Origin of the sequence: Sporosarcina sp. 179-K 3D1 HS (assembly GCF_047228905.1) — a bacterium.
GTDB lineage: Bacteria > Bacillota > Bacilli > Bacillales_A > Planococcaceae > Sporosarcina.
Genome location: NZ_JBFEGI010000002.1, coordinates 190,318 through 204,251, shown reverse-complemented (window position 1 = coordinate 204,251; position 13,934 = coordinate 190,318). Strand labels below are relative to the sequence as shown.

Below are 13,934 nucleotides of genomic sequence, written 5' to 3'. Positions count from 1 at the left end.
CTTTTCGGGTCAGTGTTTTTCACGTTTTTTGGTGCCTGGCATGGCGATCGGTATTTGAATTTCCATTAAAAATTCATCTTCATTATGAGAGATGAATTGATCGACGATGGTACGGATGATGAAATCGCCCATTGGCTCCAGTTCGTTTTCCATTATATATCGATGGAGAAGCGCCACATATTCTGGCGCAGTCTCATGGACTCCCCGGAAATAGACGCAGGCGTAAGCCCCTTTTGGCAAGGTCGTGACGAGATCTCCGTCTTGGACAACTTTCCATTTTTCAACTTCTTCCAATAATAAAAAGATGGAATCGTATTCGTAAAAGCAGTTCCGCTCGAAGCGATGGACCGAAAGAGTGAGACCGACCTTCCCGATAAAAATCGAAGCAAAGTCATGAAATTGACGGTTTAATTTCCGTAGGGAGAGTTCTAGATCATAGAGTGATTGGATAGACTCCCGCAACTGGATAATGGTCCGCTCCTCAATTTCTTTAATAAAAGGGATGCCGATCTGTTCGATTTTCTTAAGCGATTCAAGCTCCTCGATACGGATCTCCAGTTTCTTTTTAGCAATCTCCAGTTCTTGCATCTTTTCTTCAATTGTCTGTTTATGAGTATGCAGCGTACCTATGAAATCGTCCATATCTCGATTGGAGGTCTGTTTTTTGATTTCCTTTAACGGCACCCCCAAGGCTTTTAAGTAATTGATAATATCCAAGAGTTTAAATTGTTCCACCGAATAATAGCGGTATCCGGTTTCGGGATCCACCTCATTCGGTTTGAATAAATCAATTTCGTCATAATAGCGTAAAGTCTTAATAGATGTATTATGTAATTTAGACATCTGGCCAATCGAAAATTTGTTTTTCAACCCATAGCCCCCTTTCCATTCGTTTTCTTCATCTTATCAGAAGTAGAGGTACTCCTGCTCAAGCGATTAAAACTTCGGGGGATCGTTCACAATTCCATTCAAGCGATCATAACTGCTGCCCCCGCACCCCCCGCCCATCAAAAAAGCGCGTCAAAGAAAATTCTTTGACACGCCTTCAAACTATTTAAGCTTCCACAGTTTTCTTGAATGGGATAATCGGTAAAAGTTCGCCTGTCAGGATGTCTTCGACAGGGACCGCTTCTTCCACCCACGTCTTCGGAGGCATTGCGCCCCAGAACGTGGCCCGCTGCGGATCTTCCAGGTTCCATTTGATCGGCTCCCAGTCCGGATCGTTGGTGAAATAGTCTCCTGTATACAATTCCATCCGGTTGCCATCCGGATCCCGGACGTATACGAAAAAGGCATTGGACGTACCATGTCTGCCCGGCGACCGTTCAATATTTGCATAGTAGCCAAGAGCCGCCAGATGATCGCACGCATCCAAAATGGATTTTGCATCGTCCATCCAAAAGCCGGTATGGTGAAAACGAGGACCGGTTTCGCTGATAAGCGCCAAATCGTGGACACTTGGCTTACGGTGCATCCAAGCAGCCCAGATTTTTTCGTCGTCGCCATGCCCTTTCACCGTATACTCCGACGTACGGAAACCGAGATGTTCGCTATACCACGCATACAGATCGTCGATATTGGTAATCAGACAATTGGCATGGTCAATTCTTTTAATCTTCACATTTCCTTGTAGATGATACTTCTGAAGCATCCGTTCCGCCTTATCCATTTCAAAGAAGAATTCAACCGGAATGCCGCCCGGATCTTGGATACGAAGTGCGCGACCTTGACCTTTCTCCTCCCCTGGCTGTAGCCAACGCTTTTTCACTCCAAGGTCAGTAAACAATTTATCCAACTCATCCAAATCACTGTCAGCGCTTACACGATACGCGATATGCTTGAGGCTGGCTTGCTTACCTTTCGTCAAGATCAATGTATGATGATTGGCATCTTCCAGCGCCCGAAGGTAAATATGATTGTCGTCGGATTCTGTTTCAATAAACCCAAGGCCATCGCAATAAAAATGTCGTGCTTTTTCTAAATCTGTCACCGTTACTTCCGCATGATGCAACCGGACAATATCAAAGTTTTTCTTTGTCATCAATACTCCTCCTCCGATATGGTTATTTCCATTATAAACTCTCCCCTAACTGGAGACGCAAATGTTATCTGAAATTTTAATCACTTGGCAGGAATCACCATCCATTGCATCGTATTGACTAAGTCATTTGCGGTTGTTGGAAGGTTTCGAGAAATCGACTCGCCGCCTTGGATAAATAACGGTCCTTCAACCAAATGATTGTGCCTTCCGTTTGAATGAAGCAATCTTCGATCTGGGTGATCTGGAGGTCATCATATAGAAGGAATTCGACAATTGATTGTGGCAGCATGGCATAACCGATCCCTTCCCTTGCCAAAGAAAGTAGCATGCCCGCATCCGGACATTCACAGACGACGGTAGGCTCAAAGCCGTGCTTTGCGCATTCATCCAAAATGAGCTCATACTGGCCCCTTCCCTTGACCCGATGTAGCAAAAGGAGAGGCAATTCGGCAACTTCCTTCATAGAAATAGTCTTTTTTTGACTCCATTTTTTCGGCGCCACCAGGACATACGGCTCCGCAGGCAAGTCGATGGATGAGAAATCATCCATTTCCACGGGCAGCCGGACGATTCCCAGTTCAATCTCCCGATTCCGCAAATATTCGGTCATCCGGAACGTGTCTCCTTCTTTTATCCGGAATGTGACTTCCGGATAATGCTCCCGGAAATAACGAAGCCTGCCGGGTACATAGGAAAAACAGGACTTGACCGTACCGATAGAGAGCACGCCCTTCATCCCTTTTGCCACTTCCTCCACTTCCATGAAAGCCTCTTCATATTGGTTCAGCAAATGTTTCGACTTTTCATATAGCACTTTTCCGGGCTCTGTCAGTTCCAGTTTCCGGCCAATGCGTTCAAATAGCAGGACCCCTAATTCTTCCTCTAATAATTTGAGCTGCTGGCTTAACGGCGGTTGGGCCATATGAAGTTTCTGGGCTGCCTTGGTGATCTGTTCTTCCTCTACGATTGTCACAAAATAGCCCAAGCGTTTCAGATTCAAATGGTTTCCTCCTTTCCCTGAATATATCAATTGAATATAGTAAACAAACAATATATATATTTATCATATATGATAGCACGTGTTATATTATCAGTACAACCTAAATAATGTGAAAGGTTCATTAATTCTGATTTGGGAATGAATGCGTTTACAATTTGAATAAAAGATTGGGAGGAGTTTTACAAATGGGCGCTAAAACAGGACAGCAGTATATCGATGGAGTCGACAAGGCACAGGCCAATGTGTGGATTGATGGAGAGCAGGTGAAAGGGAAAATATCAGAACATCCTGCGTTTAAAGGAGTCATGAAATCGCAAGGGGAATTGTATGACTTACAACATGACCCGGACAAAAAGGATTATATGACGTACAAATCACCGACGACTGGAAATCAGGTAGGTACTTCCTTCCTTCAACCAAGAACGAAAGAGGATTTGGAAAAGCGTCGGATGATGATCCAGACATGGGCCCGCCATAATAACGGGATGATGGGACGTTCCCCTGATTATATTAATGCAGGCATGATGGCATATGGTTCCGCTTCTGAAATGTTCGGGAAACAAGATCCGTTCTATCAGAAAAACATGCAGGACTACTATGAGTATTGCCGAGAAAACGATTTGTCGTTGACGCATACATTAATTCAGCCACAAGTGAACCGTGCGGTGAATTCCGCTCAATTGCCGGATCCTTATATTGCGGCGCGCATCGTTGAGAAAACATCGGAAGGTGTCGTCATCCGGGGAGCCCGCCTTCTTGCAACGCAAGGTGGAATCACCGATGAAATCATGGTGTTCCCTTCCACTTTGCTGAAACAATCGGAAGAGGAAAATCCGTATGCGTATGCCTTCTCCATCCCGAATAATACACCGGGGCTGAAGTTCATTTGCCGTGAAACGTTCGACTATGGAAAGTCTAATTTCGATCATCCGCTTGGCTCCCGTTTCGAAGAGATGGATTCGATTGTCGTCTTTGATGATGTCGTCGTCCCATGGAACCGCGTTTTCGCATTAGGAGATGTCCAAGTATGTAATGAGGCGTACAATGAAAGTAATGCAGTTGTCCATATGACACACCAAGTCGTTTCGAAAAACGTGGCGAAGACGGAATTCATCCTTGGTCTCCTTCAATTGATGGTGGAGACAATCAACATCGGTCAATTCCAGCACATCCACGAAAAGATGTCTGAAGTCATCATTGCATTGGAAACAATGAAAGCATTTGTAACTGCATCTGAAGCGAATGCTAAAGAGGACCGTTGGGGTATTATGACACCAGAGTTCGCGCCGCTCAATGCTGCACGTAACTACTATCCGAAAATCTACCCACGCTTCAGCGAAATTATGCAGTTGATGGGTGCAAGTGGTCTGATGGCAATTCCTAACGAGAAAGACTTCGCTTCGGAGCTCCGCCCTGACTTGGATAAATACCTACAGTCCGCAACCGGCTCTGCTTATGACCGCGTGAAATTGTATCGCTTGGCATGGGATGTCTGTATGAGCGCATTCGGTACAAGACAAACTCTATACGAGCGCTTCTTCTTCGGCGATCCGGTCCGTATGGCTGGGGCTCTTTACAATGGCTATGATAAACAACCTTACGTCGACCATGTCAAAGAATTTTTACAGCGTTCCGAACAAGGTTCCCTATCAGGCATCGGCTCCAAATGATGAACTTCTAAGAAAAGAGGCTATCCACGCGGATAGCCTCTTTCCTATTACTTAATTGCCGTATAGTTCACTTTCCAGATCCCCCATGAGATCCCACATCCACTCTTGGGCTTCAGGGGCCAATGAATTCTCCCCATATTCGACCATTTCTTCCACACTCATATCTTTCAACATAATCAAGTTGTCCGATTCATTTGGCATATCGACTTTCTTGACGACTTTGCTCTTCTGTTTCATTTTCAAGTTATACATATCAGGATCCATCGATTTCTCACTGATGGTGAAATTGTGATCGGCACTCATCGAATCATTTTCATGCGTCGCACTTCCGCTCCAGATCATTTTCGGAGAAGTATAGCCGTCTGTGAACCCGAATGTACGCTTAAATGTACGTTTGGAACCGTCCAGTTCTTCTTCTCCTTTATACGTGATCTTCACGTCATCGACGGACAGCGTGATGGAGTCTTCTGCTTCATTGTCTTTCCATGTTAGATGGCCGTTGAATTTCAGTACATCTTCCTTACCAAAATCCGCGTCATCTACCACAATAGTATACTTCCATTGTTGTTCATCTTTTTCAAGAAGTTGCACACCCTCGATACGGAATGATTCCTCTTCTCCTTTTTCACCAATGGTCATATTAAAATCACGTTTGACGATTCGGTCGGACTGGTGCCAAATTGTGGAAGTGATGGTTCCAGGAGTATCCATCTCATTTAAATCTTCGATTGCTGTTTCCAGCCCTTCCTCATACCCCTCAATCAAGTCAACTAAATCACTGGTCGTCACATCGCCTGCAAAGGAGGACATGGCAACCTGGTCTTTTATCATTTCTTTTAGCTTCTCGTCTTTCTGCATTTTCACTAAGACTTTTTCAAGCAACTCTTTGTATTGCGTTTCATTGATCTTCATCGTCAGTTTTGTTGCTTTGACCGATTGGCCAAACACATCGACTTCTTCCTTTTCACTTTCGAATGCATCTTCCGGCAATTCATTGAAAATGTATTTCAAGTATTCCTCTTTGACGTATGTCGTCAGTTCGTTGGTCGAGGAAAAATCAGTTTCGAACAATTGAGAAAGACCCAGCTCTTCATTTCCTTCATAGCTCTCATCAATTTCCCGCATGATTCTACCAAAATCATTGTCGTCAAAGCGGATCAAATCATCCGTGAACGGCAGGGCCAGCAATACCTTTTCGGGTGTTGCGAAGAATTTCCCCATGTCTACAGATGTGCTTCCCACCTCTGCATTCAGTGCGATTTCAGTTTCCTTATTGACCGGGTCGAACACATTCCGAATCGTCAATTTGGAACTGTTGACAAGTGATTGGATTTCTTCCATTTCATAATCCACATAGGGATCATTCCATTCAGCCGAAAGGTCCATTGCCGTTTCCGTCGGCTTCTTCTTTTGGATATCCATCCAGTTCATTTCATTTTTATAACGATCTTGGAAGATTTCTCCCATCTGTTTCAGTGAAGCCCCTTCAGCCATGAAATACTGCACTTTTGGTGATTTACTGAACATGAAAAAAGCGGAAGCACTTCCACCCACAATTATAAGAGCGGCTACAATAAGCGCTATAAATAATTTAGGCGACTTTTTCTTTATGTTCTGTTCCTCCATTTTGTCGTCCCCCTCTTTATATGTAATTGGATAACGCATCCAATATCCACTCGTCATTTTACTATAATAAGATAGAAAAATACGCAAATTCGATAGAAATGAGCCATAATTCACGAATCCGAAATTCCTTCTTTGTAACTAGGAAGGATTGTTCACGCATGAAAAACCTTCCACCCGAACGGATGGAAGGCGAATTTCCAATATTAGATTTTCACAGTCTGTTTTTTATTTATCATACTGTGCACTTCAGTTGGAAGACCCCATAGTTTGATGAAGCCGACCGCAGCCGATTGGTCGAACTCGTCATCCGCTGTGTACGTTGCAAGCTTTTCATCATACAGGGAGTTAGCTGACTTACGGCCTTCCACGATCGCGTGGCCTTTGAATAATTTGACACGTGCCGTACCGTTTACATACTGCTGTGTCTCTTTAATGAAAGCCTCCAATGCTTCACGCAATGGCGAAAACCATAAGCCATTGTAAATCAGCTCGCTAAGTTTATGTGAAATGATCGGTTTGAAATGACTGACTTCTTTTACAAGCGTCAAGTCTTCCAATTCCTTATGGGCTTTCAATAAAGTGATGGCGCCTGGGGCTTCATACACTTCACGCGATTTGATTCCGACTAGACGATTTTCGACGTGGTCGATTCTACCAACACCGTGCTTTCCTGCAACTTCGTTCAATTTCAAGATCAGTTCGCTCAATGGATATTCTATGCCATCCAAGCTGACGGGAACGCCTTTCTTAAATTCAATTTCAATCACTTCCGGTGTATCAGGTGTTTTTTCAATCGAATTCGTCAGTCCATACGCGTCTTCCGGCGGCGCAGCCCAAGGGTCTTCCAAAATACCACATTCATTGGCACGGCCCCAAAGATTTTGGTCTACGGAATAGGGACTATCGAGATCGATCGGAATGGGAATGTTTTTCTGTTTCGCATATTCAATCTCCTCTTCACGTGACCAGCTCCATTCACGGACCGGCGCCAACACTTCCAAAGAAGGATCCAATGCTTTGATAGCAACTTCGAAACGGACTTGGTCATTCCCTTTCCCCGTGCAACCGTGCGCTACCGCAGTCGCATTTTCTTGATGGGCCACTTCGACGAGCTTCTTTGAAATCAACGGACGGGAAAGTGCGGAAACGAGTGGATATTTATTCTCATAATAGGATTGGGCTTGTAGCGCAAGTAAGACGTATTCTTGCGCAAATTCTTCTTTTGCATCGATGACGTAGCTGCTCACCGCGCCGACTTGCAACGCCTTCTCTTTAATGAAATCTAGATCTTTTCCTTCACCAACGTCCAAGCAGCATGCTACTACTGCGTAGCCTTGATCAGTCAACCACTGTACGGCAACGGATGTATCGAGTCCACCTGAATATGCTAAAACGACTTTCTTTTTCGTCATGTGAAAAATCTCCCTTCAAACTACGGATGAATGTTTATGCAAGAAATAGTATTTTTATAATATCACATCTAAAATGAAACACAATAGTTTTCAATCATTTTTTTAAAAAAAATCATACGTATGATTTCAGTGGATAGTTGCATAGAATCGTAAGTATGACACATCATATATATATTAGTATCCAACCTAAAACCCCCTAGCTGGATCTCATAAATAATACAAAAAAAAAACGGCCAAACTACCGGAATAGTGTGCCCGCTTTCTCAATTATTTAGCCGATGCCGTGTGAGACCATCGCATTTGCAACTTTCAAGAATCCTGCAATATTTGCTCCCATAACCAAATCGCCAGGACGGCCATATCGGTCAGCAGCGTCCATGCAGCTTGTATAGATATTTTTCATGATTCCTTTCAATCTTTCATCGACTTCTTCCGTCGACCATGAAAGCCGCATACTGTTTTGGGACATTTCCATAGCGGAAACGGCTACGCCGCCTGCATTCGCCGCTTTTGCTGGAGCGAAGAGCACTCCATGTTCTTGGAATAAATGAATTGCTTCCAATGTACATGGCATATTCGCCCCTTCCCCGATCGCCTTGACCGAGTTGGCTACCAAAGTATGGGCAGCAATCTCATCCAACTCATTTTGCGTAGCACATGGCAACGCAATATCGCACGGAACGGACCAGATGCCTGAGCAGTCTTCATGATATTCTGCATGCGGATGGAATTTCGTATATTCCCAGATTCTTTTATTCTCAACTTCTTTCAATTGTTTCAGTGTTTCCAGGTTAATTCCGTCTTTGTCGTAGATGTAACCGCCGGAATCACTGCACGCAACCACTTTGGCCCCTAGTTGCATCGCTTTTTCAATCGCATAAGTGGAAACATTTCCAGATCCCGAGACAATGACTGTACTGCCTTTAAATGAAAGCCCTTTCTCTTTTAACATCTCTTCCACAAAATAGACTGTTCCATAACCAGTAGCTTCTTTTCGACCGAGGCTTCCACCATGTTCTGGATCTTTCCCCGTAAAGACTCCAGCTTCATATCCGCCTCTTAAACGATTATACATTCCAAACATATAACCAATTTCCCGTTTCCCGACCCCGATATCTCCAGCAGGAACATCTCGGTCAGGGCCGATATGGCGGCTCAGTTCAGTAGCAAAGCTTTGAGTGAAACGCATGATTTCGCGCTCCGACTTCCCTTTCGGATCGAAGTCCGATCCCCCTTTGCCTCCACCGATCGGTTGGCCAGTTAACGCGTTTTTGAAAATTTGTTCGAAAGCCAAAAATTTCATAATACTACTGTTAACTGATGGATGGAACCGAATTCCACCTTTGTATGGACCCAAGTCACTATTAAATTGAACCCGGTAACCTCTATTCACCCGCACCTTGCCCTGATCGTCTTCCCATGCAACTCGGAATGTAATTATCCGTTCAGGCTCTGTAATTCTCTCAAGAATACCATGCTCTATGAAATGGGGATGCTGGGAAAAGACGGGGCGCAGTGAATCAAAAATTTCTCTCGTGGCTTGCAAAAATTCTTTTTCATCCGGATTTCTTTTCTTAACTAACTCATATACTTCATGAACGTAATCGTTCGCTCTATTTTTATTTGATTGAACTACATCCATTCTAGTCATTCGCAATCATCCCTTTCTTGAAAATGATCAATTTCGCCTTGACGCAATTGCGTCCAGATACTTTCGAACTTGCCCGAAAAAATCTGTGACGTCCACCGAAGGTTTTAACAGCTGGCGATTCTTCCATGTTAACAAAGATTGTTTATTCACAATCTATTTTGTACATTTTTATATTATCGCTGAAAAATAGATTTGTTACAAGATTTTTTTTATTCTATATCTAATTAGTATACTGCATTGTGTCTAGTTTATGTAGATTATAAGAAAAAACAATTTACAGATGTCCGAATAGGGTGTATTATATAACTATTCAGACAATCCGTTTCTAAGTGGTACTGAAACGGTTTTGTGAATATGATTATCTTTGTGAAAGAGGGGAATTGAAATGAATATTAAAAGAGTTGCTCGCGCAATTGTCGGTGCAAATGTAATGCTGTTAATGACTTTTGCTTTTCTGCCAGCCTTGGTTTTTAACGCCGACATCGATTTCCTTCAATCCTTTATGAAGTATTTGAATAATGATTGATTTAAAAATTAAATGAACCGATGTGCGTCCTGCACACCGGTTCATTTTTTGTTTTTCCGCCATATGAATAGAAACGGTCAAGTAATCTTCCGAATGGTGAAATTATCCTGCAAAAGAAGCCAATTTTGCGGGAAGGCAAGACCTAGTTTCCAATACATTATACCGCGAAGCTGAAATTGCTTGATCAAATTGAATTTGGCCTGTATGCTGCGGGCGTCTTCAAACCATACTTCATGTTGCACGCCTTCCGCATCGATATAACGGAAAAAAGGCGCTTGGGCTACATAATCGTATTGGATGGCCGCATTTTGTTCTAAAGCCAACGCTATGGCCTGTTGTGGACTAATTGCCCGTGCAGGTGCGCCCCCCTGAGTCGGATACGGCGATGACCAATTATAACCATATAGATTTTGACCTAATAATATTTTGTTCCTTGGGATTTGACTGACAGCGTATTCGACAACCGCTTGGACGGGCTTAATCGGACTGACCGCTTGAGGTTCACTATACGTAAAACCCCACTCATAGGTCATAAGGGTGACAAAGTCCAGAATTTCTCCAAGTGTTTTATAATCATGCGCTCCATAGATCCCCGTTTTCACATCACTTGCTTTCGGCGCCAAGGCCGCGGAAATAGTTAAGTCAGCTGCATGAAAGCGATCCCTCGCTTTCCGGAGAAATGAATTATACAGCTCCCGGTCTTCCGGGTTCATTATTTCAAAATCAAAATGGATGTCCCGGTAGCCAACCCGATTCGCTTCTTGAATCAAGTTGTCGAACAATTGATTTTGCGCGGCTTCATCCGTAAAAATGGCATGCGCCAAGTCAGCACTGAATGCGAATTCCTCCAAATTGGTGACGACGAGCGCATTTGCCGCACCCGCATCGCGTACTATTTGCGGAATCGTATCGAGGGGAGGTGCTTTTAACGATCCGTCACGACGGACTTCATAACTGAACATGGCCATATAGGTCACCGATCCTGCCCGTCGTCTGACCTCTTCAATGAATGATGGACTGACAGGCGCCCGAGGCTCTACATATAGAAGGACCTCGGCATTTCCCTTAGGCCGGGGAGGTATATAAAGCCTTTGTCCAATCTGCAAAGGGACAGCTGGTGAAATGCCATTAATTCTAGCCAGCTCAGTAAAAGACAACCCATACAGCCTCGCAATCAAATACAGCGATTGCCCCGGCTGAACCCAATGATATTGACCCGTAATCGGAATGACCAGTGCTTGCCCTACAACAATGCGCGATGGATCAGGGATTTCATTCGCATTCGCAATATCTTGATACGTCACACCATAGGCTTGTGCAATGCCGTATAACGATTGGCCCGATTGAACAACATGAATTTGCATCAGATCATCTGCCTTTCATTGACATAAATATGCTCCTCATTAGTTTATTTTTGCAGACGACCAATTATGTCATCGGAATCGATTTTTCATGAATAGTTTTGACCTCCGTTGCCATACTATCCTCGATTTACAATAATAATTACGAGGAGGATATGTAGTGACGCAAAATCCATTTGGCCAAACCCATCAAAACATGCATACAGGATCTGTTCCACAACAAATGAATCATGGTGGTCATGAAGTGTTTGATGTTCACGAAGTTTTATCGGGAGCTGTCGCTTCACTAAATATGGCGATGCTGATGCGCTCCCATGTCAAAGATCCCGAATTGCTCGATATTTTAGACCGTCAATATCGATTTGCTTTGGACGAGTATAATATTACAGTCGAGTGTTTTAAAACCGGAAGTGATCCTTCCCACCCGACTCAGAGCTACAAGATGAGACAAGGTAATGACTTTGTGTATGGAATGAAACCCTCTCAACCTAAAAAACCAATTCAGAATGAATCCGAAATTTCAGACGAGATCATTTCCGGCTTTTTGCTAGACGCTGCCAAGACCGCTGCGTCAGCCAAAACAATGGCCGCTCTGGAAACGACCAACCCGGTCGTGCGTCGGGTTCTAGCCGATTCTGTTCCAAACTGTATTGAAATGGCTTATGAGCTTTCCATTTACCAAAACAAACACCACTACTATCAAGTGCCGCAACTGGCCCAGCAAGATATGCAGCAATTGCTGAACGCGTTCTCCACTACAGGTCAACCAGGCATGCCGAATAAGCCGATGCAATGAATTAAACAAAAAGAGGCTATCCAAATCGGATAGCCTCTTGCTAATTTACGAACGATGATCATGACAGTGGGACAACCTTGCCCTTACCCTTACTTCAAAATTGAATTCACGATGTGCATAGGCGAATTTTCGAAGAAGGATAAATAGTGCATTGGATGGTGTTTTGGAAAAAGACGCTTCCGTATCTCCAGATTGGTCATTCCTCGAGCCGCCAAGTGCAAAACCTCCTGCTGGATACCTGTCAAATAGTCCAACTTCTTTTCGATAGCATGGCGTCCATGTTGCAAAACTCCTGCATGGGAACAAATATACGTATCAAAATCGTAAGATAGAATCTTGTTCAATGATTGGATGATTCCTGGAATCGACTCAAAAGCAAAAGAACTCTTCGGTGAAGATTGGACATATAGGTCTCCCCCGAATAACCATCCTTTTTCCTTATTTAACAAAGCCACATGATCATCTGCATGGCCGGGCGTATGAATGATCTCCCATTCATAACGGGGTGTCTGATGAGCATCTCCTAGAGGCGACGCAAGGTACGGCTTCCGTTCTCCCCAAAACACTTTTCGATAAAAAGGGAGCTTCATCTTTTTTTCACAACCAGGTATTCCAGCTTCGTGTAAATAAATCGGAATTTTCTCATGCCGCTGAATCCAACTGGCCATTCCGGTATGATCCTCGTGATGATGAGTTAATATCACTTGTTCCATCTTCCATTGATCAAAAAGTGGAATGAGTTCAGTTCTCTTTTTAGAAGGACCCGTATCAATCAATAAACCATCGATAAAAAAGACCGATATGAATATTCGCTGGCTACCAAAAGACACGGTAAGTTGAGCTTGCTGCAGATCTTCGAATTTCTTCAGTTCCATTTCCCTATCCCCCAAATTACCTGGATTTCGCGATGATACCAGATGGAACCTTCGCTTCAAAACGCATCAATTCGCCTGTTCTAGGATGACTGATTACTAGGGCGGAGGCGTGCAGGCCAAGCCGTTTCAATGGATTATCCGTTGCTCCGTACTTCTTGTCTCCGGCAATCGGGTGGCCAATATCTTCCATATGGACCCGGATCTGGTTTTTCCGTCCCGTTTCCAACCGGACTTCCAGAAGCGTATACCGTCCATTGGAACGGATTTTTTTATAGTGCGTCACCGCATGCTGTCCTCCGTTATCCGTAGGACTGGAAAACATTTTAAGCGTTCTGCTTTCCTTCAGCCATGACGAAATCGTACCTTCTTTTTTCTCAACGTTCCCTTCCACGAGAGCTGCATACACCCGTTCCTTCGCTCGTTCATTCCACGCATCTTGCAAAATATGCTTCACCTTTTCACTTTTTGCAAACAGCAAAACCCCAGATGTCTCTTTATCCAACCGATGGACAATAAAAATGCGGTTTTTTGGATTCTCGCGCTGGACATACTCTGTCACTTGTCGGTATGCGGTCATTTCCCTTTCATTTCTCGTAGCGATCGTTAGGAGTCCCGCTTCTTTGTTAACCACGAGAAGATCGTCATCTTCGTATAGAATGGCAACGCCTTTCAATTCACTCTCACTTTTCGCGGTTTGGTTGCTAATGATTGCCACCAATTGCCCCGGTACTACCAAATGGTTGAATTGGGTCACCACCTTGCCGTCGACAGTCACCTGTCCGCGGGCTAACATTGATTTGACTGAGTTCCGGCTACTTTTCTTCATGCAGCCGAGCAAGAATGATAAAAGTTCCCCCTCCGCCTCCACTTTGTATTGCTGGGAACCCCTTTTTACCATTGCTGGATTTCTTCGCTTTCTTTGCATCGTCCGAATCCCTCACTCTCTTATATCATTATAACTTTCTACACCAATAAA

12 protein-coding genes are annotated in these 13,934 nt (G+C 44.0%); 3 read left to right on the top strand and 9 right to left on the bottom strand.

Translation table 11 applies throughout. The features are described 5' to 3' along the window. Positions 1-9: 9 nt before the first annotated feature. The 3 genes from AB1K83_RS03690 to AB1K83_RS03680 all read right to left on the bottom strand — a co-directional run bounded on the left by AB1K83_RS03690 (position 10) and on the right by AB1K83_RS03680 (position 3,041). Complete coding sequence (locus tag AB1K83_RS03690; protein WP_413056802.1) at positions 10-870, bottom strand: MerR family transcriptional regulator; 861 nt, start codon at positions 868-870, stop codon at positions 10-12. 184 nt (positions 871-1,054) lie between these two features. Beyond that, complete coding sequence (hpaD, locus tag AB1K83_RS03685) at positions 1,055-2,041, bottom strand: 3,4-dihydroxyphenylacetate 2,3-dioxygenase (RefSeq protein ID WP_413056801.1); 987 nt, start codon at positions 2,039-2,041, stop codon at positions 1,055-1,057. 118 nt (positions 2,042-2,159) lie between these two features. After that, entirely contained in the window at positions 2,160-3,041 is an 882-nt protein-coding gene (locus AB1K83_RS03680; RefSeq protein ID WP_413056800.1) for a LysR family transcriptional regulator, read from the bottom strand. A 185-nt stretch (positions 3,042-3,226) separates the two neighbouring features. On the opposite strand from AB1K83_RS03680, the gene hpaB reads away from it, so the two are divergent. Further along, complete coding sequence (hpaB, locus tag AB1K83_RS03675) at positions 3,227-4,711, top strand: 4-hydroxyphenylacetate 3-monooxygenase, oxygenase component (protein WP_413056799.1); 1,485 nt, start codon at positions 3,227-3,229, stop codon at positions 4,709-4,711. Positions 4,712-4,762: 51 nt separating this feature from the next. Here hpaB and AB1K83_RS03670 read toward each other — a convergent pair whose 3' ends face one another. The 3 genes from AB1K83_RS03670 to gdhA form a co-directional block, all read right to left on the bottom strand. Further along, positions 4,763-6,337, bottom strand: coding sequence for a hypothetical protein (locus AB1K83_RS03670; RefSeq protein ID WP_413056798.1), 1,575 nt, complete (start codon positions 6,335-6,337; stop codon positions 4,763-4,765). A 203-nt stretch (positions 6,338-6,540) separates the two neighbouring features. After that, the gene (locus tag AB1K83_RS03665; RefSeq protein ID WP_413056797.1) at positions 6,541-7,749 is read right to left on the bottom strand and encodes an argininosuccinate synthase; all 1,209 of its coding nucleotides are present in this window, start codon (positions 7,747-7,749) and stop codon (positions 6,541-6,543) included. A gap of 271 nt (positions 7,750-8,020) precedes the next feature. Then, a complete protein-coding gene (gdhA, locus tag AB1K83_RS03660; RefSeq protein ID WP_413056796.1) occupies positions 8,021-9,400 on the bottom strand; it encodes an NADP-specific glutamate dehydrogenase in 1,380 nt (459 codons plus the stop codon). Between the two features lie 385 nt (positions 9,401-9,785). Here gdhA and AB1K83_RS03655 point away from each other — a divergent pair, with 385 nt between their 5' ends. Next, a complete protein-coding gene (locus AB1K83_RS03655) occupies positions 9,786-9,926 on the top strand; it encodes a hypothetical protein (RefSeq protein WP_413056795.1) in 141 nt (46 codons plus the stop codon). A 77-nt stretch (positions 9,927-10,003) separates the two neighbouring features. Here the strand turns inward: AB1K83_RS03655 and AB1K83_RS03650 are convergent, their stop codons facing one another. After that, complete coding sequence (locus AB1K83_RS03650) at positions 10,004-11,290, bottom strand: LysM peptidoglycan-binding domain-containing protein (protein WP_413056794.1); 1,287 nt, start codon at positions 11,288-11,290, stop codon at positions 10,004-10,006. A 157-nt stretch (positions 11,291-11,447) separates the two neighbouring features. Here AB1K83_RS03650 and AB1K83_RS03645 point away from each other — a divergent pair, with 157 nt between their 5' ends. Further along, positions 11,448-12,083 carry a spore coat protein gene (locus AB1K83_RS03645; RefSeq protein WP_413056793.1) on the top strand — a complete coding sequence of 212 codons (636 nt, stop codon included), beginning with the start codon at positions 11,448-11,450 and terminating at the stop codon, positions 12,081-12,083. Positions 12,084-12,172: 89 nt separating this feature from the next. Here the strand turns inward: AB1K83_RS03645 and AB1K83_RS03640 are convergent, their stop codons facing one another. Together AB1K83_RS03640 and AB1K83_RS03635 are read right to left on the bottom strand one after the other, a co-directional pair. Further along, a complete protein-coding gene (locus AB1K83_RS03640) occupies positions 12,173-12,958 on the bottom strand; it encodes an MBL fold metallo-hydrolase (protein ID WP_413056792.1) in 786 nt (261 codons plus the stop codon). 16 nt (positions 12,959-12,974) lie between these two features. After that, on the bottom strand, positions 12,975-13,883 hold the full coding sequence (locus AB1K83_RS03635; RefSeq protein WP_413056791.1) for an RluA family pseudouridine synthase: 909 nt from the start codon (positions 13,881-13,883) through the stop codon (positions 12,975-12,977). Between the last annotated feature and the right edge of the window lie 51 nt (positions 13,884-13,934).